The organism is Amycolatopsis arida (assembly GCF_900115565.1).
In the GTDB taxonomy this organism is placed as follows: Bacteria; Actinomycetota; Actinomycetes; order Mycobacteriales; family Pseudonocardiaceae; genus Yuhushiella; species Yuhushiella arida.
This window is the reverse complement of sequence record NZ_FOWW01000014.1, coordinates 67606-89212: the sequence shown is the minus strand read 5'-3', so window position 1 is coordinate 89212 and position 21607 is coordinate 67606. Positions and strand designations below refer to the sequence as shown.

At 73.7% G+C, this 21607-nt stretch carries 23 protein-coding genes and 2 pseudogenes; 15 read left to right on the top strand and 10 right to left on the bottom strand.

The window, feature by feature from the left end:
• Positions 1-40: 40 nt before the first annotated feature.
• The 5 genes from BM051_RS27320 to BM051_RS27300 all read left to right on the top strand — a co-directional run bounded on the left by BM051_RS27320 (position 41) and on the right by BM051_RS27300 (position 4025).
• The gene (locus tag BM051_RS27320; protein ID WP_092536666.1) at positions 41-1261 is read left to right on the top strand and encodes an FAD-dependent monooxygenase; all 1221 of its coding nucleotides are present in this window, start codon (positions 41-43) and stop codon (positions 1259-1261) included.
• Positions 1258-1650, top strand: a complete 393-nt coding sequence (locus tag BM051_RS27315) for a PPOX class F420-dependent oxidoreductase (protein ID WP_092536663.1) — start codon at positions 1258-1260, stop codon at positions 1648-1650. The genes BM051_RS27320 and BM051_RS27315 overlap by 4 nt, the downstream gene beginning before the upstream one ends.
• 80 nt (positions 1651-1730) lie before the next feature.
• Positions 1731-2621: an SDR family oxidoreductase gene (locus tag BM051_RS27310; RefSeq protein WP_092536660.1), complete on the top strand. Its 891-nt coding sequence runs from the start codon at positions 1731-1733 to the stop codon at positions 2619-2621.
• The gene (locus BM051_RS27305) at positions 2618-3388 is read left to right on the top strand and encodes an SDR family oxidoreductase (RefSeq protein ID WP_092536657.1); all 771 of its coding nucleotides are present in this window, start codon (positions 2618-2620) and stop codon (positions 3386-3388) included. Before BM051_RS27310 ends, BM051_RS27305 begins: the two co-directional genes overlap by 4 nt.
• A 43-nt stretch (positions 3389-3431) precedes the next feature.
• Complete coding sequence (locus BM051_RS27300; protein ID WP_208325868.1) at positions 3432-4025, top strand: GNAT family N-acetyltransferase; 594 nt, start codon at positions 3432-3434, stop codon at positions 4023-4025.
• Here BM051_RS27300 and BM051_RS30160 read toward each other — a convergent pair.
• On the bottom strand, positions 4014-4598 hold the full coding sequence (locus BM051_RS30160; protein WP_243859315.1) for a Rossmann-fold NAD(P)-binding domain-containing protein: 585 nt from the start codon (positions 4596-4598) through the stop codon (positions 4014-4016). The two genes, BM051_RS27300 and BM051_RS30160, sit on opposite strands and share 12 nt — an antisense overlap.
• A 626-nt stretch (positions 4599-5224) precedes the next feature.
• On the bottom strand, positions 5225-5740 hold the full coding sequence (locus BM051_RS27290) for a MarR family winged helix-turn-helix transcriptional regulator (protein WP_092536654.1): 516 nt from the start codon (positions 5738-5740) through the stop codon (positions 5225-5227).
• Positions 5741-5802: 62 nt separating this feature from the next.
• Here BM051_RS27290 and BM051_RS27285 point away from each other — a divergent pair, with 62 nt between their 5' ends.
• Both BM051_RS27285 and BM051_RS27280 read left to right on the top strand, forming a co-directional pair.
• A complete protein-coding gene (locus BM051_RS27285) occupies positions 5803-6345 on the top strand; it encodes a carboxymuconolactone decarboxylase family protein (protein WP_208325892.1) in 543 nt (180 codons plus the stop codon).
• A gap of 171 nt (positions 6346-6516) precedes the next feature.
• Entirely contained in the window at positions 6517-6828 is a 312-nt protein-coding gene (locus tag BM051_RS27280) for an antibiotic biosynthesis monooxygenase family protein (protein ID WP_092536648.1), read from the top strand.
• A gap of 279 nt (positions 6829-7107) precedes the next feature.
• Here the strand turns inward: BM051_RS27280 and BM051_RS30155 are convergent.
• Positions 7108-7344: pseudogene (locus BM051_RS30155) on the bottom strand (UTRA domain-containing protein); the annotation flags it as partial.
• Between the two features lie 266 nt (positions 7345-7610).
• Here BM051_RS30155 and BM051_RS30765 point away from each other — a divergent pair.
• The 3 genes and pseudogenes from BM051_RS30765 to BM051_RS27260 form a co-directional block, all read left to right on the top strand.
• Positions 7611-8111, top strand: a pseudogene (locus BM051_RS30765) (DddA-like double-stranded DNA deaminase toxin); the annotation flags it as partial.
• A gap of 79 nt (positions 8112-8190) precedes the next feature.
• Positions 8191-8565: an Imm1 family immunity protein gene (locus BM051_RS29490; protein ID WP_243859316.1), complete on the top strand. Its 375-nt coding sequence runs from the start codon at positions 8191-8193 to the stop codon at positions 8563-8565.
• Between the two features lie 75 nt (positions 8566-8640).
• The gene (locus tag BM051_RS27260; protein WP_092536639.1) at positions 8641-9447 is read left to right on the top strand and encodes an SDR family oxidoreductase; all 807 of its coding nucleotides are present in this window, start codon (positions 8641-8643) and stop codon (positions 9445-9447) included.
• 67 nt (positions 9448-9514) lie between these two features.
• Here the strand turns inward: BM051_RS27260 and BM051_RS27255 are convergent, their stop codons facing one another.
• Positions 9515-11842 carry an ATP-binding cassette domain-containing protein gene (locus tag BM051_RS27255; protein WP_092536636.1) on the bottom strand — a complete coding sequence of 776 codons (2328 nt, stop codon included), beginning with the start codon at positions 11840-11842 and terminating at the stop codon, positions 9515-9517.
• A 103-nt stretch (positions 11843-11945) separates the two neighbouring features.
• On the opposite strand from BM051_RS27255, the gene BM051_RS27250 reads away from it, so the two are divergent.
• The gene (locus tag BM051_RS27250) at positions 11946-12755 is read left to right on the top strand and encodes a TetR/AcrR family transcriptional regulator (protein ID WP_092536633.1); all 810 of its coding nucleotides are present in this window, start codon (positions 11946-11948) and stop codon (positions 12753-12755) included.
• Here BM051_RS27250 and BM051_RS27245 read toward each other — a convergent pair.
• The 4 genes from BM051_RS27245 to BM051_RS27230 form a co-directional block, all read right to left on the bottom strand.
• Positions 12725-13153, bottom strand: coding sequence for a PPOX class F420-dependent oxidoreductase (locus tag BM051_RS27245; RefSeq protein WP_092536630.1), 429 nt, complete (start codon positions 13151-13153; stop codon positions 12725-12727). The two genes, BM051_RS27250 and BM051_RS27245, sit on opposite strands and share 31 nt — an antisense overlap.
• A gap of 13 nt (positions 13154-13166) precedes the next feature.
• Positions 13167-14036, bottom strand: coding sequence for an arylamine N-acetyltransferase family protein (locus tag BM051_RS27240; protein WP_092536627.1), 870 nt, complete (start codon positions 14034-14036; stop codon positions 13167-13169).
• A 162-nt stretch (positions 14037-14198) separates the two neighbouring features.
• Entirely contained in the window at positions 14199-14372 is a 174-nt protein-coding gene (locus tag BM051_RS27235; RefSeq protein ID WP_243859317.1) for a DUF397 domain-containing protein, read from the bottom strand.
• Positions 14360-15211, bottom strand: a complete 852-nt coding sequence (locus BM051_RS27230; protein WP_166677632.1) for a helix-turn-helix domain-containing protein — start codon at positions 15209-15211, stop codon at positions 14360-14362. The genes BM051_RS27235 and BM051_RS27230 overlap by 13 nt, the downstream gene beginning before the upstream one ends.
• A gap of 116 nt (positions 15212-15327) precedes the next feature.
• Between BM051_RS27230 and BM051_RS27225 the strand changes: the two genes are divergently transcribed.
• Genes BM051_RS27225 through BM051_RS27210 form a run of 4 tightly spaced genes read left to right on the top strand, consistent with a single transcriptional unit; the run spans position 15328 to position 16202 of the window.
• Positions 15328-15513: a hypothetical protein gene (locus tag BM051_RS27225; protein WP_092536621.1), complete on the top strand. Its 186-nt coding sequence runs from the start codon at positions 15328-15330 to the stop codon at positions 15511-15513.
• Entirely contained in the window at positions 15510-15734 is a 225-nt protein-coding gene (locus BM051_RS27220) for a hypothetical protein (RefSeq protein ID WP_092536618.1), read from the top strand. The genes BM051_RS27225 and BM051_RS27220 overlap by 4 nt, the downstream gene beginning before the upstream one ends.
• Positions 15734-15949: a hypothetical protein gene (locus BM051_RS27215; RefSeq protein WP_134045998.1), complete on the top strand. Its 216-nt coding sequence runs from the start codon at positions 15734-15736 to the stop codon at positions 15947-15949. The genes BM051_RS27220 and BM051_RS27215 overlap by 1 nt, the downstream gene beginning before the upstream one ends.
• A 4-nt stretch (positions 15950-15953) precedes the next feature.
• A complete protein-coding gene (locus tag BM051_RS27210; protein WP_092536612.1) occupies positions 15954-16202 on the top strand; it encodes a hypothetical protein in 249 nt (82 codons plus the stop codon).
• A gap of 93 nt (positions 16203-16295) precedes the next feature.
• Here the strand turns inward: BM051_RS27210 and BM051_RS27205 are convergent, their stop codons facing one another.
• On the bottom strand, positions 16296-18548 hold the full coding sequence (locus BM051_RS27205) for a glycosyl hydrolase family 18 protein (RefSeq protein WP_092536609.1): 2253 nt from the start codon (positions 18546-18548) through the stop codon (positions 16296-16298).
• A 129-nt stretch (positions 18549-18677) separates the two neighbouring features.
• Positions 18678-21605, bottom strand: a complete 2928-nt coding sequence (locus BM051_RS27200; protein ID WP_243859318.1) for an ATP-binding protein — start codon at positions 21603-21605, stop codon at positions 18678-18680.
• Between the last annotated feature and the right edge of the window lie 2 nt (positions 21606-21607).

The window sequence follows — 21607 nt, the reverse complement described above, 5'->3', positions numbered from 1 at the left end:
GCGGTGGCACCGTGGCGCGGCTACGGAAGGGGGCGATCCGATGGCCGCGCCGAGCGCCGTCGTGGTCGGTGGCGGCATCGGCGGGCTCGCCGCCGCCATCGGACTGCGCAAGGCCGGTTGGCGGGTCCAGGTCCTGGAGCGGTCGGCGGCGCCGGGGGAGCTCGGCGCGGGCCTGGCGCTCATGCCCAACGCGCTCGCCGCGCTCGCGGAGCTGGACGTCGCGCACGAGCTGCGGGCCATCGGCCGGCCGATGGGGTTCGTCGGTCTGCGCACCGATCGCGGCCGGTGGCTGCTCCGCGCCCCCGCCACCACGGTGACCAGGACGCCCGGGCTGCTCGTCCACCGGGCCGACCTGCACCGCCGGCTGGTCGCCGCGCTGCCGGCCGGCACCCTGCGCACCGCGACCACGGTCACCGCCGTCGCACCCGGCTCGGCCGACGCGCCCGCCGTGGTGTCCTGTTCGGACTTCCGGGGCAGGCGCGAGGTGTCCGTGGAGCTGGTGGTGGCGGCTGACGGGCTGCGCGGCACGCTCCGCCGCGGCCTGTGGCCCGCCGCCCCGCCGCCGGCCTACGCGGGGTTCACCGCCTGGCGGGGCGTCACCGCCGGCCCTGTGGAGCTGGACGACGTGGTGCAGACCTGGGGCGGCGACGGGGAACTGGTCACCCTCACCCGCCTCGTCGACGGGCGCGGCTACTGGTGGGCGAGCGCGAACGTCGCCGAGGGCACCCGGTTCGCCGACGACCGTGCCGAGGCGCTGCGCCGGTGGGCCGGCTGGCCGGCACCCGTCGGCGCGTACCTCGCCACCACGCCCGCGGAGGCCGTGCTCCGGCACGACGCCTACCAGCTGCCCCGGCCGTACCCGCCGTTCCACCGCGGGCGGGTGGTGCTGCTGGGCGACGCCGCGCACGCCATGACCCCGGATCTCGGCCAGGGCGCGTGCCTGGCGATCGAGGACGCGGTGGTGCTCGCGGCCGTGCTGGCCGACCCCGCCGGCGGCCCGCTCGCGGGGAGGCTCGCCCGCTACGACGCCGCCCGGCGCCCCCGCACCCAGCGGCTGGCGGCGCTGTCGGTCCGCGTCGGGGCGCCGACTCGGCTGACCTCCCCGCTCGCGAGGGGCGTGCGGAACGCCGTGGTCCGGGCGGTGCCCGCGCGGCTGGCCCTGCGCGCCGCCGAGCGCCCGCACCGCTGGACGCCCCCCACCATCCACGCCGGCACGAGCGGGGTGGAAGGGGTACCGGGCCGAGGAAGGGGACAGGGATGACCGATCCGATGGTGGCGCCGTTGCTGCGGAGGTGGGCGACGCTGCTGCGCACCCGGCGTGGCGACGGCTCCTGGGTGGACACCCCGGTGAACGCCGCCGTGGCCGGTGACCGGGTGGTGTTCGGCACCGCGGCCACCACCGCGAAGGTGCGGCGGCTGCGCCGGCACCCGGAGGTCGAGATCGCGCCGTGCACGGTGCGCGGCCGGCCGGTGGGCGAGTTCCTGCGGGCGACCGCGCGGCCGCTCGACGGCGCGGAGGCGGCCGCGGCCGCCCGCTGCCTGCGCCGCCGGTTCCCGGTCAGCTACCGGATCCTGGCGCCGATCGAGATCCGCCGGCGCGGCACCCGGTACGTGTTCTACGAGCTGGCCGACCTGCGCCCCGCCGAGTGAGGAGCACCGCTGTCGAGTGGGGCTCCAGCCGTGCCGCCTACGGTCGGGCCGCGGCGGGTCGGCGGTGGGGAGGGTGATCGATGGAGCTCGACGGTGCCAGGGTGCTGGTGTTCGGGACGGCGGGAGCGCAGGGGTCCGGGCTGGTGCCCGCACTCACCGCGGCGGGTGGGCACGACGTGCGGGCGACCCGCCGGCCGGAGCGGGCCCGGGAGTGGGTGGGCGGGGGAGCCCGGGCGGTGGTGGCCGACCTGGCCGACCCGGCGTCGGTGCGGGCCGCCGCCGAGGGCGTGGACGCCGCCCTCCTGCACTTCCCGCTGTCCCTGGCCACGCCGGAGGGCGCGCTGGCCGTGGTCGGGTCGATCCGAGAGCTGCGCGCGGCCGGCCTCCCCGTGGTCGCGAACATGGGGTGCCCGGTGCCGGAGGAGGGCGCCACGCACCTGCGCGGGGTGCGGATGGTGGCCGAGGCGGTCGCCGACCTCGGAGCCACCGTGCTGGCGCCGACGGCGTACCTGGACAACCACGCCGAGCCGTGGGCGCTGCGGGCCCTCGCCGGTGGGGAGCTGATCTACCCGCGTCCCGCCGACGACGTGGTCGCCTGGGTGAGCGCGGTGGACGTCGGCGCCGCGGCGGTGGCGGCGCTGGCCGCCGAGCTGCCCGGGGAGCTGCTCGGCCTCGCCGGCGCGGCGCCGCTCAGCTTCGGTGAGCTGGCCGCGGAGCTCGGAGCGGGGCTCGGCCGGCGGGTCGGCTACCGGCGGGTGTCGCCGCGGGAGTACGGGGAGCCGGCCCGCCCGGTGCTCGGGTCGGGGTTCGCCGACTGGGTGATCGCGGAGTACGAGGCGAGGTCCGACGCGCCGAGCGACTTCCTGGCCGCCGACACCACCGACACCTGGGCGCGGCTCGGCGTGGCGCCGATGCCGGCGCGGCGGTGGGCCGCGACCGTGCTCGCCCCGGCGTTGGCGGGTGCGCGGTGAGCGGGCTGTTCGACCTGACCGGCAAGGTCGCCCTGGTCACCGGGGGTACCAGCGGGATCGGCCGGATGATGGCGTGCGGCCTGCTCGAGGCGGGGGCCTCGGTGTATGTCAGCGCGCGCACCGCCGCCGACGGCGCCGCCGTGGTGGACGAGCTGTCCCGGCACGGCCGGGTGGCCTTCCTCCGTGCCGACCTGTCGACCGCCGGCGGGTGCCGGGGCCTGGCGGAGGCGGTCGCCGGGCGGGAGGAGCGGCTGCACGTGCTGGTGAACAACGCCGGGGTGCACACCCAGGCGCCGCTGGCCGAGTTCCCCGTCGAGGACTGGGACAGGGTGCTGGACCTCAATCTGAGGGCGCCGTTCCTGCTCACCCAAGCGCTGCTGCCGCTGCTGGCGGCCGCCGCCACCGGGGACGACCCGGCGCGGGTGATCAACGTGGGCAGCATCGCCGGGCTGTCGCTGGTCGACCCCTCGGCGTACGCGTACTCGGCCAGTAAGGCCGGGCTGCACCACCTGACCCGGGTGCTGGCGAAGGAGCTCGTGCCGCGGCGGGTGACGGTGAACGCGGTGGCGCCGGGACCGTTCGAGTCCCGGCAGACCGCGGCGCTGCTCGCCGAGCACCGCGACGTCATCGCCGAGGCCGCGCCGTTCGGCCGGATCGGGCGGCCGGACGACATGGCCGGGGTGGCGGTGTTCCTGGCCGGCCGGGCCGGCGCGTACGTCACCGGCGCGGTGATCCCGGTGGACGGCGGCATCAGCACCACCGGCTGACGACGTGCTCGCGGGTCGGCGGTGGAGCTGCTTGGATGACCGCATGGTCGTGCGCACCCACGGTGGTCTCGTCGTGGAGCCGTTGACGCCTCGGTGGTGGCCGGCGTTCGAGAACCTGCTCGATCAGGGTGGACCGGCGGCCCGGTGCTGGTGCATGGCCTGGCGGGTGGGTGCGGGCTATCGACGACGCGGGGCCGGGCGGAACCGGGCGGAGTTTCGTGACGTGGTCGCGTCCGGGCCACCACCGGGACTGCTGGCGCTGCGGGGTGACCGGGCGGTCGGCTGGGTCCAGGTGACTCCCCGTGCGGCCGTGCCCGCGATCGAGGTCCCGTGGCGACTGCGGCCGGTCGACGGCCTGCCGGTGTGGTCGATCACCTGCTTCTGCGTCCGCAAGGGACACCGTCGCGAGGGAGTCATGTCGACCCTGATCGAGGCGGCCGTGGAGTTCGCGCGATCGGCCGGCGCCCCTGCCCTGGAGGCGTATCCGCTGGACGGCGACGTGTCCCCGAGCACCACGAGCACGGGCTACGCGTCGGCGTTCGCCGGGGCCGGGTTCGTGGAGGTCGCCCGTCGCTCGCCGGAGCGGCCGATCATGCGGCTCGTGTTCCCCGCCGGGGCGGTGCCGTCAGCCGGCTGACCGGAGCAGCTCGGTCTCCTCCGCCGGGGTGAGCCCGGCCTGCCGCGGCCGGTCGAGGCCGCGGGCGCGCTCCTCGGCCAGTGTCGCGTGCACCGTCTCGGCCAGCGGGCGGATCCGCGGCCCCGCGTCCCACGACCGCGTGGCGTCGTGGGAGACCAGTCCGTGGCGCGACGCCGGCAGCCACAGCGGCAGCGACCTGGGCCCCGACCACGGGCGCACCCCGGCCGCGACGAGTGTGTCCAGTGGGACCGGCACCAGCTCGGTCCCACCCGCCACCAGGTCGGTCATGTCCCGCAGCACCGCGCCCAACCGCGGGGTGGGACCGACGGCGTCGAAGGCCCCACCGATCCGCTCCTTTCCGGCGGTCACGATCCACGCGGCGAGGTCCCGTACGTCCACGTGCTGGATCGGCTGGTCGGGCGCGTCCGGGCCGATCGCCCGGCCGCCCCGGGACAGCCGCGCCGGCCAGTAGCCGAAGCGGTCCATGTAGTCGCCCGGCCCGGTGATCTGCCCCGGCCGCACGACGAACGCGCGCTCCCCGAGCGCCGCCCGCACGATGTTCTCGGTGGCCACCCTGACGCCGCCGTAGACCTCGGAGGTGACCTCGGACAGGTCGAGCTCGGGGAGGTCGGTGATCGGCTCGTGCCGGGGAGCGTCGGCCGTCTGCCCCCCGCTCGCCCAGCACCTCCACCGCCTCCCGGACCCAGGACACCGCCAGGTACGCGACGTCCACCACGGCGTCGAACCGCTCCCCGGCGAGCACCTCCAGCGCGCCCGGCCGGGCCCGGTCGACCGGGACCAGCCGGGCGCCGTGGGGGACGGTGCCCGACCGGCCCCTGGCGGCGCAGGTGACGTCGTGGCCGCGCCGCACGGCCTCCGCGGCGACGGCTCTGGACAGGGAGGACGTTCCGCCGAGCACAAGGGTTCGCATGCCTCGGCCCTGTCCCGCCGGTGCCGCGCGGATCCAGCGGAATCGCGGCCGGCGACACCGTGTCGGCGATGATCGCGGCCGGCGAAACATCACGGCCGGACGGGGTTTGCTGATCGGCAACGCGAGGTAGCCACAGGGCATGTGGCTCGGACTCGCGCTCCCGGTGATGTTGATGGTCGTCGTGCTGGCGCTGCAGCGGTTCGAGCATCACGTCATGGACGACTCGACGCTGCAGCGCCGGCGCTGACCGTCCACAAGGGACGATTTGTCAGGCGCCGAACCAGCCCGGCACGTCCAGCCGGACGCCGCCGGCTGGTGCCATGGCGCGCAGCGCGTCCTCGAGGACGCGCAGCCGCGCCGGGCCCAACTCGGTGGCCCACTCGGCGCGCAGCCGGTCGAAGATCGCCGCGGACCGGGCCAGCGCGTCGGTGCCGTGCGGGGTGAGCCGCACCAGCTTGCGCCGCGCGTCCGCGCGGTCGTCGACGCGCTCGACATAGCCCAGCCGGTGCAGCCGGTCCACCGTCTTGCCCGCAGCCTGCTTGGAGATCCCGAGGCGGCGACCCAGCTCGCTGGCGGTCGTGCCGTCCGGGCCGATCGCCTGTAGCGCGAAGCCGAACGCCGGTCGCACGTCCGGGTGGCCCTGTCGAGCCAGCTCCTCGTGCAGCCGGTCGATCAGCGCGCGGAACCCGGCGAACAGCAGCAGCGGCAGCGCGAAGCCGGGCCGACCGGCGTCAGGCCCACCCTTGCCCTGATCGTCAACCTGGTTTACCTTGTCGTCAACCATGTTGACGAGTTTAGCCCCGCGGCGGTGCCCCTCCGCGGGGAGGAGAGGGGAACGCCATGGACCTGTTCGTCGAGCACACGCCCGAGACGGCACCCGCCGGGTCTCGCCGCGCCATGACCGCGGCCGCGGACCGGCTCGGGTACCTGCCAGCCGCGGTCGCCAGGATGGCCGCGTCGCCGCACACCCTCGACGGCTTCCTCAGGCTCAGTGGCCTGTTCGAGGCCACCACCCTGGACCCGCTCGCCCGCGAGGTCGTGGTGATGACGGTGGCGACCCGTAACGGGTGCGAGGTCTGCGTCGCCCTGCACACGGCGAAGCTCGGCTCGCTCGGCGCCGATCCCGCGCTCGTCGCGGCGCTGCGCGGTCGACGCACCCTGCCGGCCCCGCGCCTCGAGGCACTCCGGCTGTTCACCCTGGACGTGCTGGACCACGCCGGCGCCGTCGGCGACGAGCGGGTCCGGGCGTTCCTGGCCCACGGCTACACCATGACCAACGCGCTGGAGGTGGTGCTCGGGATCGGCGCCCACACCCTGTCGACCCTGGCCAACCGGCTCACCGGCGCACCGCTGGACCCGCCGCTCACCCCCCACGCCTGGTCGGCCTGAACGGCATCGGGAGCGCCGAGATCGGGTTCCGCCGGGGCGAAACGGTGACCTGGGCAGCGGCGGGAGGTCCGCCGAGGGCCAGTGCGTCGAACACCCGGCGAGCACGCCGCCCAAGGCCGTGACCCGCGAAGCACTTGCCGACATGTCCTGGAAAGGCTTGGGTACAGGGTCATGATCGCGCGAATATGGCAGGGATGGGCATCGGCGGCGACAGCGGCTGACTACCAGCGCCACTACGAGTCCGAGGTGGCCGGGCACCTGCGGCAAGTGGCCGGCTTCCGTGGGGCGCGGCTGTTGCGGCGCCAGGACGGCGATGAGGTCGTGTTCACCTCCATCACCTTCTTCGCCAGTATCGACGATGTGCGCGCGTTCGCCGGCGACAACTACGAGAAGGCCGTCGTTGAGGAGCCTGCTCGGCGCGCACTCGACCGGTGGGACGACAGCGTCACCCACCACGAGGTCGCCGTCGATCTCCGGCCTTGATCAACCACCCACGAGTCTTGCCGGTCGCACCGTGGCTGGTTCGTCTGTCCGACCGCTCGCGGCAGCCCGGGATCCGGAGTCGCCGAAGGGTGAGGCGGACACGGCTTCCCCGCCCGGTTCGGGGTTCGATCGATCGGTTCCGGCGGCGCTGGTCGAGTTCGTCACACCGGGGTCGAGGCCGAGGACCTCGGCCGTGCGGTCGTCGGGTTCCTCGAACCGGACCTTCACCGAGACGCCTGGTCGGCCTGAGCGGTCACCCTGTGTCGCGCCGTCCTCCCCTCAGTCGGCGGCCCATTCGTAGGACAGTTCGTACCGGTCGGCCGGCAGCGTCATGTCGTTCATCTCCAGCGGCCGGCCGTCGTCGCCGTAGGCCACCCGGGTCACGGTGATCACCGGTACGCCCGGGCGTAGCTGGAGCGTGGTGACGTCGTCCGGTGTCGGCATGCGCGCGCCGACGTTCTCGGCGAACCTGGCGATGGTGTGCCCGGCTTCCTCCAGTCGGGCGTACGCGCCGCCGGTCGGGTAGCCCCCCGGAGCTCCGGCCTGTGCCCACCCTTCCGGCGGTACAGCCGAACCGCTCCCGGGATCACGATCCTCAGCGGGGGAAGGGGGCGCTGGTGTCGGTCGAGGAGTTGGCCGCGGCGGTGGACGTCGCACTCGCCCTGACCGAGCGGTGCCGCCACGCGCTGCGGGAAGCTTCCGGCTTGCTCGACGAGGTCGCGGACGACGTCGGCTCCCTGGTGCGGGGAACCACCGACCCGGACGTTGGTCGAGTGCCGGGAATGGCGGGCCGAGCAGCCGCTGACCTCGTCCGGCTCGCCGAACTGCTCGACACCGTGGAGCGCAACCTGCGCGGCTACCTCCACCAAGTCGGTGCAACTCGCCCTGACTCGACCGGCACGCACACGGCCTTCGTCGCGGCGAACGATCCAGTGTTGGCCGGGCTGCCGCTCCCGCAGCGGATCGCCCAGTCCCGTCGGCGCGTCGGGCGCGGAATCGCCGGCGCGCGAACCAGCGCGGAGTGGGTGCGATCCGACGGCTGGTCCGTGCGGGTGCTCAGCGGGGACGACGAACACAAGAGCGAGATCGTTCAGTTCGTCCGGGACCGCTTCCCACCGAGGCTTCGCCGTGCGGATCGACTTGCCCGGCACGTGGAAGTCAAGATCGCGATGGCGATGCGTCGCGAGGGCCTCAAGGACGAGACGGTTGTCATTGATCGAGAGGTGTGCGGCACCAGGGACTTCGACCGGAATGATCAGCTCACCTGCGACAAGCTACTCTCGCGGTTTCTCCCGCCGGTGCCCGCTTGCGCGTGGTCGAGGCGAACGGAAACATCAGGGTGTACAGAGGGGATACGACGACATGACCTGGGCTGTTTCTGTGCCGGTCGACGGCGCCGATGGTGGCGGCGAGCACTTCACCGTGGCTACCGAGGAGGACGTGGACCGTCTGGTCGCACTGCTGCGCCGTCCCGAAGCGGGCGAGGGATCGATCCAGTCCGAGAACGGCGCGTCCGTTCTGGACGTGCTCGTCCAGAACGACTACGGCTACCTGCTCTTTTCCGGCGAGGAAGCATATGTCTACTCGGTGGGTCATCCGGACTCTCCGGCGGGTGAGTCCGAAGGTGGCTTCCCCGCCGGCTCGGGGGTTTCGATCGATCGGTTCCGGGCGGCCCTGGTCGAGTTCGTCACCTCCGGCGGCCGGCTACCGAGTGCGGTGGAGTGGCGCGACTCCTGACCCTCTAGCCGCGAGCGGGCGCGAGTCGGCGAAAACCGCTCGTGGCGAGCGGAGGCTGGGGCTACCGTCCGGCGCATGGAGCGGGACGAGGTCGGGGTCCGGCCGTTGGAGGGTCGGGTCGCGGTGGTGACCGGCGCCAGTCGCCGGGCCGGGATCGGCTTCGCGGTGGCCGCGGAGCTGCTGGCGGCCGGTGCTTCGGTGCTGGTGCACTCGTGGTCGCCGGCCGACGCGGAACAGCCGTGGGGTGCCGATCCCGGTGGTGACGCGGGCATCGTGGAGTCGCTGGGTGGCGAGGGACCTCGCCTCCGGCACGTGGCCGCCGACCTCGCCGACCCGCGGGCGCCCGAGTTGGTGGTCGGCACGGCCGTGCGGGCGTTCGGCGCGGTGGACGTGGTGGTGGCCAACCACGCGCGCGGCTCGAACCAGAGCCTCGCCGAGGTCACCGCGGCCGAGTTGGACCGCACCTGGGCGGTGAACGCCCGCGCGAGCGTGCTGCTGGCCCAGGCCTTCGCCGCGGCGCACGACGACCGGCGGGCCGGCGGGCGGGTCATCCTGTTCACCTCCGGCCAGAACCTGGCCCCGATGAGCCAGGAGCTGCCCTACGCGATCAGCAAGGGCGCCATCCACCAGATGACCCTCACGCTGTCCGACGCGTTGGTCGACCGCGGGATCACCGTCAACACGGTCAACCCCGGGCCGGTCGACACCGGATGGGCGGACCCCGACCTCGCCGAGCGCGTCGGCCGCGCCCTTCCCGCCGGGCGGTGGGCACGACCGGACGAGGTCGCCCGCCTGGTCCGGTGGCTCGCGTCCGACGAGAGCCAGTGGATCACCGGGCAGGTGATCAACGCCGAGGGCAGCTTCCGCCGCTGGGTCATGTGACCGCCTCGTCCCGGGCCGCCCGCCCAGCCGGGCCCACCTGGCGGCGGGCCGGGCTCGGCGAGACCGCCTACGCGTGGCCGGTGGTGGCGGCCACGTAGTCGCGCAGGTGCCGGGCGGTGAGCGTGTCGCCGCGGGCGACGAGGTCGGCGGGCGTGCCGGTGAACACCACCCGCCCGCCGTCCTGGCCGGCGCCGGGGCCGAGGTCGACGATCCAGTCTGCGTGCGCCATCACCGCCTGGTGGTGCTCGATGACGATCACCGTGTTCCCGTCGTCGACCAACCGGTCGAGCAGCGCCAGCAGCTGGTCGACGTCGGCGAGGTGCAGGCCGGAGGTCGGCTCGTCCAGCACGTAGGTCCGCGCCTTCCCGGCCATCCGGATCGCCAGCTTCAGCCGCTGCCGCTCGCCGCCGGAGAGAGTGGTGAGCGGCTGGCCGAGTGTGAGGTAGCCGAGGCCCACGTCGACGAGCCGGTCGAGGATCGGCCGCGCCGGCCCGTCCGGAAGGAAGTCCCGGGCCGCCGCCACCGACATCTCCAGCACCTCACTGATGTTCCTGCCGCGCAGCGTGTACGCGAGCACCTCTGGGGTGAACCGCCGGCCCTCGCACTCCTCGCACACCGACGCCACCCCGGCCATCATCGCGAGGTCGGTGTACACGAGTCCGATGCCCTTGCAGTTCGGGCACGCGCCGGCGGAGTTCGGGCTGAACAGGGCCGGCTTCACGCCGTTGGCCCTGGCGAACGCGGTACGGATCCCGTCGAGCAGCCCGGTGTAGGTGGCCGGGTTGCTGCGCCGGGAGCCACGGATGGGGGACTGGTCGACCACGATCACGTCGTCCCGGCCGGCCAGGTAGCCGTGGATCAGCGAGCTCTTGCCCGAGCCGGCCACGCCGGTGACCACGGTCAGCACGCCGAGCGGGAGGTCGACGCTGACGTCCTTCAGGTTGTGCAGGGTGGCGCCGGTGATCGGCAGGTGACCGCGGGCGGGGCGGGGTCGCTCGCGTAGCCGGGCCCGGTGGTCGAGGTAGCGGCCGGTCAGCGTGCCGGAGCGGCGCAGCCCGGCCACGTCGCCGGTGTAGCAGATCCGCCCACCGGCCGACCCCGCGCCGGGCCCGAGGTCGACCACCACATCGGCGATCTCGACGACCTCGGGCTTGTGCTCCACGACGAGAACCGTGTTGCCCTTGTCCCGCAGGCTCCGCAGCACGCCGTTCATCCGCTGGATGTCGTGCGGGTGCAGGCCGACCGTCGGCTCGTCGAACACGTAGGTGAGGTCGGTCAGGCTGGACCCGAGGTGGCGCACCATCTTCACCCGCTGCGCCTCGCCGCCGGAGAGCGTGCCGGACTCGCGGTCCAGGCTGAGGTAACCGAGTCCGATGTCGACCAGTGAGTCCAGGGTGTGCCGCAGGCCGGCCAGCAGCGGCGCCACGGAGTCTTCCCCGATCTCGCGGACGAACTTCGCGAGGTCGTTGACCTGCATCGCCGAGCAGTCCGCGATGGTCTTCCCGGCGATCCGCGCGGACCGGGCCGCCGGGTTGAGCCGGGTGCCCGCGCAGGCAGGGCATCGGGTGAAGGCCACCGCGCGGTCCACGAACGCCCGGATGGTCGGTTGCAGCGACTCCCGGTCCTTGCCGAGGAAGAGCCGCCGCAGCTTCACCAACAGGCCCTCGTAGGTGATCGTGCCGGTGGCCACCGTGATCCTGGTGGCCGGCTTGTGCAGGAAGTCCGCCCACTGCCGCTCGGTGTAGTCCTTCAGTGGCACGTCCGGGTCCACCAGTCCGGAGTGGGCGATGGTCTGCCAGTACCACGAGCCGACGGTGAACTGGGGCGCGGTGATGGCGCCGTCGGCGAGCGAGCGGTCGACGTCGACCACCTGGTCCAGGTCGATGTCGGTGACCCGACCGAGGCCCTCGCACTCCGGGCACATGCCCTCCGGGCTGTTGAAGCTGAACGCGGTCGCGGTGCCGACGTGCGGGGTGCCGATCCGGCTGAACAGGATGCGCAGCATGGTGTGCGCGTCGGTCGCGGTGCCGACCGTGGAGCGCGCGTTGCTGCCCATCCGCTCCTGGTCGACGACGATCGCGGCGCTGAGGTTGTGCAGCGCGTCGACCTCGGGCCGGCCGATGCTGGGCATGAACGACTGGACGAAGGCGGTGTAGGTCTCGTTGATCAGCCGTCGGGACTCCGCGGCGATGGTGCCGAACACCAGCGAGGACTTGCCGGAGCCGGACACCCCGGTGAAGACGGTGAGCCGCCGCTTGGGGATGTCCAGCGAGACGTCGGCCAGGTTGTTCTCCCGCGCGCCGCGGACCTCGATCCGGTCGTGGCGGTCCGCGGGGTGCGGGTCCGCCGGCGGCTGGGGCTCCGTCTCGTCCGCTGTCGTCGGGGAGGTGGGCATGCGGCATCCTTCCTGGGTGAGCCGGGGGAACGCTGATACCTTACACGGTAAAGAGATAGCACCCACGGCTTTTTCGCCAGTCTCGGACGAGAAGGAGGCGCACGTGGTGGTCTACGCGGGCCGGGGCGACAGCCGCCGCGCGATGGCGTTGCTGTGGCGCACGGAGCCCGTCGCGACACGCCCGGGACCGAAGCCGGGGCTGACCATCGACATGATCGTGGCGGCGGCGATCGAGGTGGCCGACGCCGACGGCATGGCCGGGCTGTCGATGCGCGCGGTGGGGGAGCGGCTCGGCCGCACCGCGATGGCGCTCTACACCTACGTGCCGAACAAGGGCGAGCTGGTCGACCTGATGTACGACCACGCGCTCGGCGAGGTGCCCGACGTCGAGCCGGGGCTGGACTGGCGGGCCGCGGTGACGGCGTGGGCCGAGCAGCTGTGGCGGTGCTACCTGCGGCACCCGTGGATGCTGGAGGTGTCGCCGGCCCGGCCGGTGCTGGGGCCCCACGAGTACGCCCTGGTCGAGGCGCTGGTGCGGATCCTGCGGGAGACCGGGCTGCCCGCCGGGGTGCTGCGCCGCGTGGTGGGGACGCTGTTCCACGTGGTCCGCGGGGCGGCGCAGGTGGTCGCGGAGGCGCGCGGGGCCGAGCGCGAGACCGGGGCCGCCGAGGAGGACTGGTGGCGCACCAGGGCCGGACTGCTGCTGGAGGTCGTGCCCGACATCGCCACCCGGTACCCGGCGCTGACGTGGCTGCAGCGGGCCGACCCGCCGGCCGACCTCGGCCCCGACGAGGGGTACCTGGAGCGGGAGACCGGCGCGACGTTCCTCGCCGGGCTGGGCCTCCTGCTGGACGGCATCGACGCGGCGATCGCCCGCGCCGGTCAGGCCACGTCGCGGGCCGACAGCTCGTAGGAGTCGCCGTCGATGCCCCAGGACACGACCCGGCGCGGGTGGATCTCGATCCACCCGGCGTCGAACGGGAACGACGCACCGAGCCGGCGGCCGATCTCCGCGCCACCCTCGGCGTGGGTCTCGGCCCTGCCGCGGATCTCGATGCCCCGCGGCCGCCACGGGTTCGTCGACGCCAGGTCGTCGACGAGGAAGGCGACGTCCGGTCGGCGCGCGGCGTCCCGGAACTTCTTGCTCGCGGCCATGTCGGCGACGCTGCCGATCACGAGGGTCCCGCGCTCCGGGTCGTAGTCGAAGCCCACCGGGACCACGTGCGGCCGGGCGTGCGGACCGACGGTCGCGAGCCGGCCGAGCGGCTGGCCGGCCAGGTAGGCGATCTCGGCGTCGGTCAAGGTGGTCATGTCCGGTTCCTCCTCAGCGGGTGGCGGGTCGGTCGAGGTCGCCGGCGCTCGCCCGGTCCCCCAGGTACCGGGCGAGCGCGGCGGCCAGCTCCGCGGGGTCGAGTACGACATCGAGCCCGCGCAGCGTGGCGTCCAGCGCGCCGGGTGGCACGGTGCGCCGCTCGACCCGGCCGTCGGCGCGCTCCACGGTGAGCTCGTCACCCACCAGCCGGCGGCTGATCCCGGGCGCCAACCGCATCACCACCAGGCGGCCGCTGAACGGGGACCGCGGGTGGTTGGCGACGTAGTGGTTGGCCACCTCGTAGTCGATCGGTCGCCGCGCCGTCTCGTCGAAGGCGTGCAGCGCCTCCCAGCCATCCGCGGTCCGCCTCTCCAGCGTCCACAGCGCACCGTCCTGAGTGAGCCGGTGCTTCCACCCTGCCTGGTCCATTACGGCGCCGTCCACCAGCGGCATCGGGTGCAGCATCCCGGCGCCGAACCCGGGATCGACCAGGTGGTCCACCCCGTCGGCCCGCACCACCAGCGTCATGTGCGTGTGCGGACCCGGCCGGTTCGGCTGCACCCTGGCCATCAGTCGCCGCACCGGGTAGCCCAGTCGCTCGGCCGCGGCCGCGAAGAGCAGGGCGTGCTCGTAGCAGTAGCCGCCCCGGCTCCGGCGGACCAGCTTCGCGGTGATCGCCTCCAACGTCAGCTCAGGGCTCCGGCCCGTGAAGGGCTCGACGTTCTCGAAGGGGATCGCCCGGACGTGCGCCTCCTGCAGTGCGCGCAGCGCGTCGGCCGAAGGGGCGCGGCGCGGTTGCCCGATCCGGTTCAGGTAGGCGTCGAGGTCGAGTGCGCCGGACTCCCACTCCGGGTGTGGAGCCGGGTGTGGTGACTGGGTCATGACACCACGGTCGCACCTCCAGTTGACTCCAGGTCAAGCGATGGTGGGCGCGATCCTGTCAGTCGATCGGCGACGCGACCACGGTCGTCCACCTGCCGCCGGTGACATCCGGACGGAGGCGTCCCCGGCCGAGGGGTGCCGGGGACGCCGCGGTGCTCGGAGTCAGCGGATGCCGTCGAGGAACGCCTTCCAGGCGACCGCGGGCACGGCCAGGGCGCCGCCGTCGCGGTCCTTGGTGTCCCGCACCAACCAGGCGTCGGCGCGGTGTGCTACCTCCACGCACTGCGATCCACTGTCCGAGTAGCTGGACGTCCTCCAACCGGTCAGCTGGTCCACCTGCTGTCCACCTCGCCCTTGGTTGCGGTGATAGTGCGCAGCGATTCTGTCTCACCCATCGCAACACGAGACAGGTGGGTCAGCGCCTCCATGTACGGGTCGGTGAGCGTGGTGTCGTCCAGGAACACGCCTGACCTGACAAGTTCGACGTGCACGACCGGGCTGAACTCGTCGAACTCCAGGGCCAGGAAGCCGCCGAGTTGGCCACGGTGAGCGCCAACCCGGGATGGCACGACGCGGATGGTGACGTTCGGCCGTTGGGCCATGTCGAGCAGTGCGCCAAGCTGCGTGGACAGCACCTGCAGTCCGCCGACCTCGGCGTGCAATGCCGGCTCGCCGATGAACGCGGCGTACTGCACGTCGCCGGTCAGGATGTGTTGGCGCCGGAGCCTGGCCGTCAGCCGAACCTCGACATCCTCGGGGTCCAGGCCGTCGGCGAGCATCCACGTTCGCCCGTACTCCATCGTTTGGAGCAGGCCAGGGATCATCAGCGGCGCCCAGTTCGTGATCCGCTTCGCCTCCGACTCGTAGTCGGCCAGCGAGCTGGTGTCTGCTGGTAGCCCGCGGAGACCCTGTTCCCACCAGCCGGCTTCGTGCATCGTCCGAGCCATGTTGAGAAGCCGGTCGCGCCTGTCGCCGCTGACCTTATACAGACCTATGAGCTGCACGGCCTCCTCGTAGGACATGTTCCGTTTGCCGGTCTCGATCCGGCTCAACGTGGACTTGTCCCAGCCCATCGCCTCGGCGGCCTCGCGAAGGTTCAGGCCAACGCGATCACGATCGGCGGCGAGTTCGCGGGCTAGCCGCTTGGCCTTCGCTCCTGGAGATCGCCGTGGCACGTCAATACCTCCGTTAGGGTGAGTGCAGTTGCACCGTTGCTGCAACGGTGCGACCGTTGCGGCAACGAAGCCACGAGGTAGAGACAAGTAAACCATAGCGACAGGAGGTGGCTACGGTGGTCGAGACTCTGTTCCCGCTGCTCGTGCTGTTCGTCCTGCTCCTCCTTGTGCACGCGCTGGTCAGGCCGAGAGCTCGCACGGACGAGGAGGAGCACATGGAGCGGGTCACGGCCGTCGTGCGGGCTGTCACCGCCGTCCTCCGGGCGCCGAACCAGCCGGTCGACCGGCGTGATTCCCGGTGACCGGCCGCATCGCTCGGGTGTGCCGGGACGACGGCGCGGTCCACTACTACCGCGAGGCGGACGCGGTGAACCCGCGGGCGGACTGGATCAGGGCCGCGTGCGGAACCGAGCACCGGCGGTCACACATCCTCGCCTCGGCCGACGGTCTCGCCAGGCTGTCGATGTGCCCCGGCTGCCTCGGTGTCGTCGCGGTCAGTACCACGCCGTGGGCGGTGGCGTGATGCCCTGGATGTCGGAGTTCCCGAGCGGCGACCCGTCGAGCCGGTTGCACTGGGTGTACGACGACGAGGAGTGGCGCCAGCACGTGGGCGGAACCGACGGTGGCACCGGCCCCGGCTGGCGGGCGTACTGCGGCGCCAGGGTCACCCCGATCGGCGACGACACGACCGGCCATCCGGTGTGCCCGGTGTGTCGGCACCACGCCCAGGACGGATGACCGCGTGAAGGACGTCGTCGAGCTCAAGTGGGCCCTGATCGAGGCGTGCCACGACGTCGACGTGCTGCGCGACACCCTGTACCAGGTGATGAGCCGGTGCGTCCTCGTCAGCGTTCGGCTCCATGCCATCACCGACCAGGAACACATCCACCTCGCGAGCCTCGGGCTGGTCCGGGCGGAGGCGGCCCACGGCGCGCGGTGCGAGTTGACGGCGGCGCTCGACGAGATCGGCCGGTATCTGGCCCGCGTGTAGACCCCGGCCGGCGCGCTCACCCCCCGACGTGCGCCGGCCGGGCCCGCCGGGCTCACCACCCGGCTGCCGCCGCTGCCGGGTGGTGAGCCCGGCTCAGCGCAGGCCGGTGTGCACCGCGCCCATCAGGGCGCCGGTGTCGCCGGACATCTCCCAGATCATCACGCCGAGCAGCCCCTTCTCCCGCAGCCACGCGGTCTTGCGGGCGATGGACCAGGTGTCGTCGAACGTCCACCACTGCCCGCCGTCGCCGGTGTAGCAGTAGGTGGCCACGGCGACCTCGTCGTGGTGCACCGCGCAGTTCGGCACGCTCGCCACCAGGTTGGCGTAGCCGCGGGTGCCGGCCTCCTCGGCGAACTGGCCCGGCGCCGCGCCGTTGGCGGCCTGCCACTCGCCGCGCCGGCCGCCGTCGGCGACGCCCTGCCAGCCGCGGCCGTAGAACGCCAGCCCGATGGTGAGCTTGCGCGCCGGGACCCCGGCGGCGAGGTAGGCGTCGACCGCGCCGTCCACACTGAACTCGACGTCGTAGGGGTCGTCCGGGTCGACGTGCAGGTTGCCCTGATGCCCGGTCCGGCCCGGCTCCCACGAGTTGTCGCTGCCCGACCCGTGGAAGTCGTAGCCCTGGACGTTGACGATGTCCAGGTGGCGGGCCACCTTCGCCAGCTCCCAGCCGGCGTCGATCTTGGCGGGGTCGGCCGGGGTGAACGCGGTGAGCTGGTACCGCTGGCCGGTCCGCGCGCCCAGCTCGTCGAGTTGCCGGCGGAACTCGGCGATCAGCAGCGTGTTGTTCACCTTGTCGGCGGGGCGCACGTGGTTGCCGGGATGCCCCTCGGCGCCCGGCCACTCCCAGTCGAGGTCGATCCCGTCGAAGATGCCCTCGGCGACTCCCGGGCCACCGGCGCCGTTGTACACGGGCAGGTTGCCCTTGATGTAGATGTCGATGCAGGAGCTGACGAACTTCTTGCGCGCGGCGTCGGTGGCGGCCACGTCGGAGAAGTACTTCGAGTAGGTCCACCCGCCGAGCGAGATCAACACCTTCAGGTGCGGGTGCTTGGCCTTGAGCTTGCGCAGCTGGTTGAAGTTGCCGCGCAGCTTCTCCCACCCGGTGTCGGCCACGCCGTCCACCGACTGGGCGGCCGACATCGGCCGGGCGTAGTCGGCCTCGGCGTCGCCGGCGCCGTCACCCTGGTTCGGGTCCTGCGGATCGGGCGAGACGCCCTTGGTGACGCCCTGCAGGCAGGTCAGCTCGACCGGGTCGATGTTGCCGAACGCGTAGTTGAGGTGGGTCAACCGGGCCGCCGCGCCGGTCGTGTCCAGGTTGCGGACGAAGTACTGGCGGCCGTAGATGCCCCACTGCACGAAGTAGCCGACCTTGGCGTGCCCGGTGACGACGTCCTTCGTGGTCACCGTCACCGGAGCGCTGGCGGGGGAGACGTTGTCGTAGCCGTCCCTGGCCCGCACGGTGAACGTGTAGCGGGTGGCCGGTGCCAGCTCGGTGACCACGGCCGAGGTGCCGGTGACCGTGGCGGCGAGCTGCCCGTCCCGGTGGACGTCGTAGGCGACCACGCCGGTGTCGTCGGTCGCCGCGGTCCAGCCGAGCGTGGCGCTGGTCGACTCCGCCGCGATCGCGCGCAGTCCGCTCGGCGCGGTGGGTGGCCGGGTGTCGTCGGCGGGGTCGTTGGTGCGCACCGTGCGGGGCGTGCTCGCCGGCGACGCGGTGCCCTTCCGGTCCCTGGCGAGGACGGTGAACGTGTACTCGGTGTTCGGGGTCAACCCGGTCACCGTGCCGCCGGTTCCCGGTGTGGACAGGGCGAGCGTGCCGTCCCGGTACACCTCGTACCGCTCGACCGGCAGCGAGCCGGGTCGGGCGGCGTCCCAGGCGAGGCCGACCGCGGTGGTGGTGACCGTGGTGACGCGCAGGTTCGCCGGCGCCGCCGGCGGCGTGTCCGGGGAGCCGTCGCAGTGGGCGTCGTCCACCCGGCAGTTGCTCGGCTCCGCGGGCGCGCTGAGCCGGAACGTCGGGTTGTAGGGGTGGGTCGACCGGCCCGGCCGCAGCGTGTCGATGTAGTACGCGGGGGTCAGGGTGACCCGGGTGCCGGACTGGCTCACCGTCGCGTGCTCGCCGCTGGTCGCGGTGACGCCGGTGGGCAGCTCGAAGGTGATCCTCCACCCGGTGACCGCGGCGCCGCCGGTGTTGGTCACGGTGTACTGGCCGGCGGTGCCGGCGAGGGTGAACTCGGCTCGCAGGTTCCCGGCGGCGCGGGCCGGCGTGGCCACGGCCACCGCCGTGCCGATCGCCAGCAGGGCCACGACGGCGGTGCGGGCGAGCCGGTGCGGTACGCGTCTCATGGGCTGCTCCCCTGCGGTGTGGGAAGGCGGACACTTGTGGTCTAGACCACAAGTCCCGACGGTGCTCCGGGTGCCGATCAGAGGTCTAGACCACCAAAGTCGGGCCTTCCCGCGGGCGATTCGCCGGGACTACCGCGGTGCCATTCGGGACAGCGTGTCGCCGCGCAGCTCGCCCCGGGAGCCGAGCCCCAGCTTGCGCAGCACCCGTGCCACGTGCTGCTCCACCGTGCGCCGGGACAGGAACAGCACCTCGGCGATCTCCCGGTTGGTCCGGCCGGCGGCCACCAGCCGGGCGACGTCGAACTCGCGCGGGGACAGCTCGTTGCCGTACCCGCGCCGGCCGCGCCGGGACCGCGGCCCGGCACCGTGCAACCGCAGCAGGTGGCGGCAGCGGGCGGCGTCCCGGGTCGCGCCGAGCGTGTCGAACGTCGCGGCCACGGTGGTGAGCAGTGTCGCGGCGGACGCGTCGTCGGCGTTCACCCGGCACCGCGCCAGCCGCTCGGCGGCCAGCGCCGCGAAGTACCGGGCCGGCAGCTCGGCGTAGGCCGCGCGGGCCCGGTCGAGCAGCGGCTCGGCGACGGCGTGCTCGCGTCGGTGCGCGGCGACCATGCCCCGGCACAGCAGCAGCGCGGCGTCCGCGGCGGGCGCGTCCCGGTCGGCGACGCCGGCGGCGAGCTCCTCCACCAGCGCCACGGCGTCGGCTTCCCGGCCGGCGCGGCAGTACGCGTCCACCGCGGCCGGCGCCAGCTCGCCGGCCCACGCCCAGATCTCCTTGTGCCGCAACCGATCCAGCCCCGCGTCGCACTCGGCCGCGGCCGCGGGGTAGTCCTCCTGGTCGACCAGCATGCGGGCGGTTGCGGCGTGCGTGGCCAGCACGACCGGGGTGACGGCGTTGTCCGGGTCGGCGACGCCGGTGTGCGCGAAGTGCTCGGCGGCCCGGTGCCATTCCCCGCGCGCGACGGCGAGCGCGCCGAGCACGAACGACAGCTCGCTGGCCACCGGGTGCAGGTCGCGGTACTCGTCGAGCAGCCGGGCCGCCCGTTCGCCGAGCCCGTCCCAGGTGCCGGTCAACCAGTCCAGGTGCGCCTGGGTGGACCGCGCGGTGCTGGCCACGAACGGCGCACCGCTGTCGACGGCCAACCGCATGCCGCTGCGCAGGAAGCCGTACGCCCGGTCGTAGTGGCCGATCCACGCGCACGCGTCCGCCAGGTTGCAGTGCGCCCTGGCGAGGTAGCGCTGCTCCTCGCGGTCGCGCACCCGCACCGGCAGCCGCGGCACCATCCGCCACCCCCGCGGGTCGCCGATGTGCACCCAGGCCGCCAGGTTGTTGGCCAGTAGGTTGGTGGCCACCAGGTCCTCGCCGGCGGTGGCGATCGCGGCGTCCACCTCGGCCATCCAGGGCAGCAGCTGGGACAGCGGCGTGCTGCCGACGAACGGCTGCGCGAGCACGGACATGCCCTTGGCCCGCAGGTCCGGGCGGTCGGCGAGGTCGCGCACGGCCCGCTCGATCTCTGCCCGGCCCGCCTCGAGCCCGCCGGCCTGCCGGATCAGCAGCAGGCCCAGGGTCAACCGGACCTCGCCGCGCACGGTGTCGCCGAGCCGCCGGTCGGCCAGCAGCCGTTCCAGGGTGTCCGCCACCTCGTGCTGGCCGAGGCCGTTGGCCGCGATCCGGGTGAGCTTCCCGGCCAGTCTGTCCACATCGGAGGGAGCAAGGGTTGGCTCGGCGAGCGGCTCGCGCAGCGAGGCGATCGCGATGGCGGCGTCACCGACGCCGATCGCCCGGTCGGCCGCGGCCTCGGCGTAGCGCAGCCAGTCGCCCGACAGTCCTGCCCTGCGGCTGTGCTCGGCCAGTTGCACCAGCGGCGCCGGCTCGACGGCGCGCAACGCGGCGAGCGCCCTCCGGTGCAGCCGCTCCCGCTCCGGGCCGGGCAGGGTGCGGTAGACCGCCTGCTGGGCCAGCGTGTGCCGGAAGCCGTACCGGGCGTCGGCCACCTCCACCAGCACGTTGGCGTGCACCGCTCGGGTCAGCGCCGTCCGCGCGCGCTCGGCGGGCAGCGCCGCGACCGTGCCGAGCAGCGCCGACCCGGCCGGCACGCCGAGCACGGCGGCCGCCTCGGTGATCCGCCGGGCCGGCAGCGGGAGCCGGGCGAGCCGCTCCAACATCGCCTCGCGCAGCAGCACCGGCACCTCGGCCGGCTCCAGCAACCGGCGCACGGCGGTGACGTCGCGGTGCACGCCCCCGCCGGGGTCGCGCAGCGCGCGCAACGCCTCCTCCACCACGAACGGGATTCCCGCGGTGCGCTCGTGCAGCAGCCCGGCGAGCTCGGCGGTGACCGCCGCGTCGCCGAGGATGGCCGCCGCCATGCCGCGCACGCCGGCCACGTCGAGCGGTCGCAGCCGGATGGTGGCGCTGACCGGGTCCGCCCCCTGGCCGAACGCGCCGGGCCGGGCGGGACTGGGCCGGAAGGCACCACCCAGCGGGATTCCACCCGGGCTGTCCTCGGGGCGGTAGGTCAGCACCGTGCCGAGCGTCCCGGGCGGGTCGGCGGTGAGGAACCGCAGCAGCTGCCGGGAGCCGTCGTCGGCCCAGTGCACGTCCTCGACGACGAGCACGGCCGGACCCAGCGCGCCGAGCAGCTCGCGCACCGCGCGGAAGAGCCGGTGCCGCTCGGCTCCGGCGTCGCCGAGCGGCACCGGCTGCTCGGGCAGCAGGTAGGCCAGCTCGGGAAGGTAGGGGCGCAGCGAGCCGGCGACCGCGGTGAGCCCGGCGGCGTTGATCCGGTGCTCGTCGACGCCGCGCAGTGCCTCCAGGACGGCACCGTAGGGGAACGGCTCGCGCAGCGGCTGGCAGTACCCCACGAGCCGGCACCACCCGGCCAGCTCCGGTCCGGCCAGTGCCTCACCGACCAGCCGGGTCTTGCCGACCCCGGCCTCGCCCTCCACGAACGTCACCGAGCCGGGGCGGGGCACCAGCTCGCGCAACGCGCGCAGCTCCTCGGCCCGGCCCACCAGCACCGGTGAGCTGGTCCGCACGGTCACCGTCGGGGCGGTGATCATCA

Excerpts from the sequence above, each read along its gene's own strand:
- BM051_RS27320 (WP_092536666.1), top strand. The coding sequence starts at position 41 with ATGGCCGCGCCGAGCGCCGTCGTGGTCGGTGGCGGCATCGGCGGGCTC.
- BM051_RS27315 (WP_092536663.1), top strand. The coding sequence starts at position 1,258 with ATGACCGATCCGATGGTGGCGCCGTTGCTGCGGAGGTGGGCGACGCTG.
- BM051_RS27310 (WP_092536660.1), top strand. The coding sequence starts at position 1,731 with ATGGAGCTCGACGGTGCCAGGGTGCTGGTGTTCGGGACGGCGGGAGCG.
- BM051_RS27300 (WP_208325868.1), top strand. The coding sequence starts at position 3,432 with ATGGTCGTGCGCACCCACGGTGGTCTCGTCGTGGAGCCGTTGACGCCT.
- BM051_RS27290 (WP_092536654.1), bottom strand. The coding sequence starts at position 5,740 with ATGGTTGACGACAAGGTAAACCAGGTTGACGATCAGGGCAAGGGTGGG.
- BM051_RS27280 (WP_092536648.1), top strand. The coding sequence starts at position 6,517 with ATGATCGCGCGAATATGGCAGGGATGGGCATCGGCGGCGACAGCGGCT.
- BM051_RS29490 (WP_243859316.1), top strand. The coding sequence starts at position 8,191 with ATGACCTGGGCTGTTTCTGTGCCGGTCGACGGCGCCGATGGTGGCGGC.
- BM051_RS27260 (WP_092536639.1), top strand. The coding sequence starts at position 8,641 with ATGGAGCGGGACGAGGTCGGGGTCCGGCCGTTGGAGGGTCGGGTCGCG.
- BM051_RS27255 (WP_092536636.1), bottom strand. The coding sequence starts at position 11,842 with ATGCCCACCTCCCCGACGACAGCGGACGAGACGGAGCCCCAGCCGCCG.
- BM051_RS27245 (WP_092536630.1), bottom strand. The coding sequence starts at position 13,153 with ATGACCACCTTGACCGACGCCGAGATCGCCTACCTGGCCGGCCAGCCG.
- BM051_RS27240 (WP_092536627.1), bottom strand. The coding sequence starts at position 14,036 with ATGACCCAGTCACCACACCCGGCTCCACACCCGGAGTGGGAGTCCGGC.
- BM051_RS27215 (WP_134045998.1), top strand. The coding sequence starts at position 15,734 with ATGCCCTGGATGTCGGAGTTCCCGAGCGGCGACCCGTCGAGCCGGTTG.
- BM051_RS27205 (WP_092536609.1), bottom strand. The coding sequence starts at position 18,548 with ATGAGACGCGTACCGCACCGGCTCGCCCGCACCGCCGTCGTGGCCCTG.
- BM051_RS27200 (WP_243859318.1), bottom strand. The coding sequence starts at position 21,605 with ATGATCACCGCCCCGACGGTGACCGTGCGGACCAGCTCACCGGTGCTG.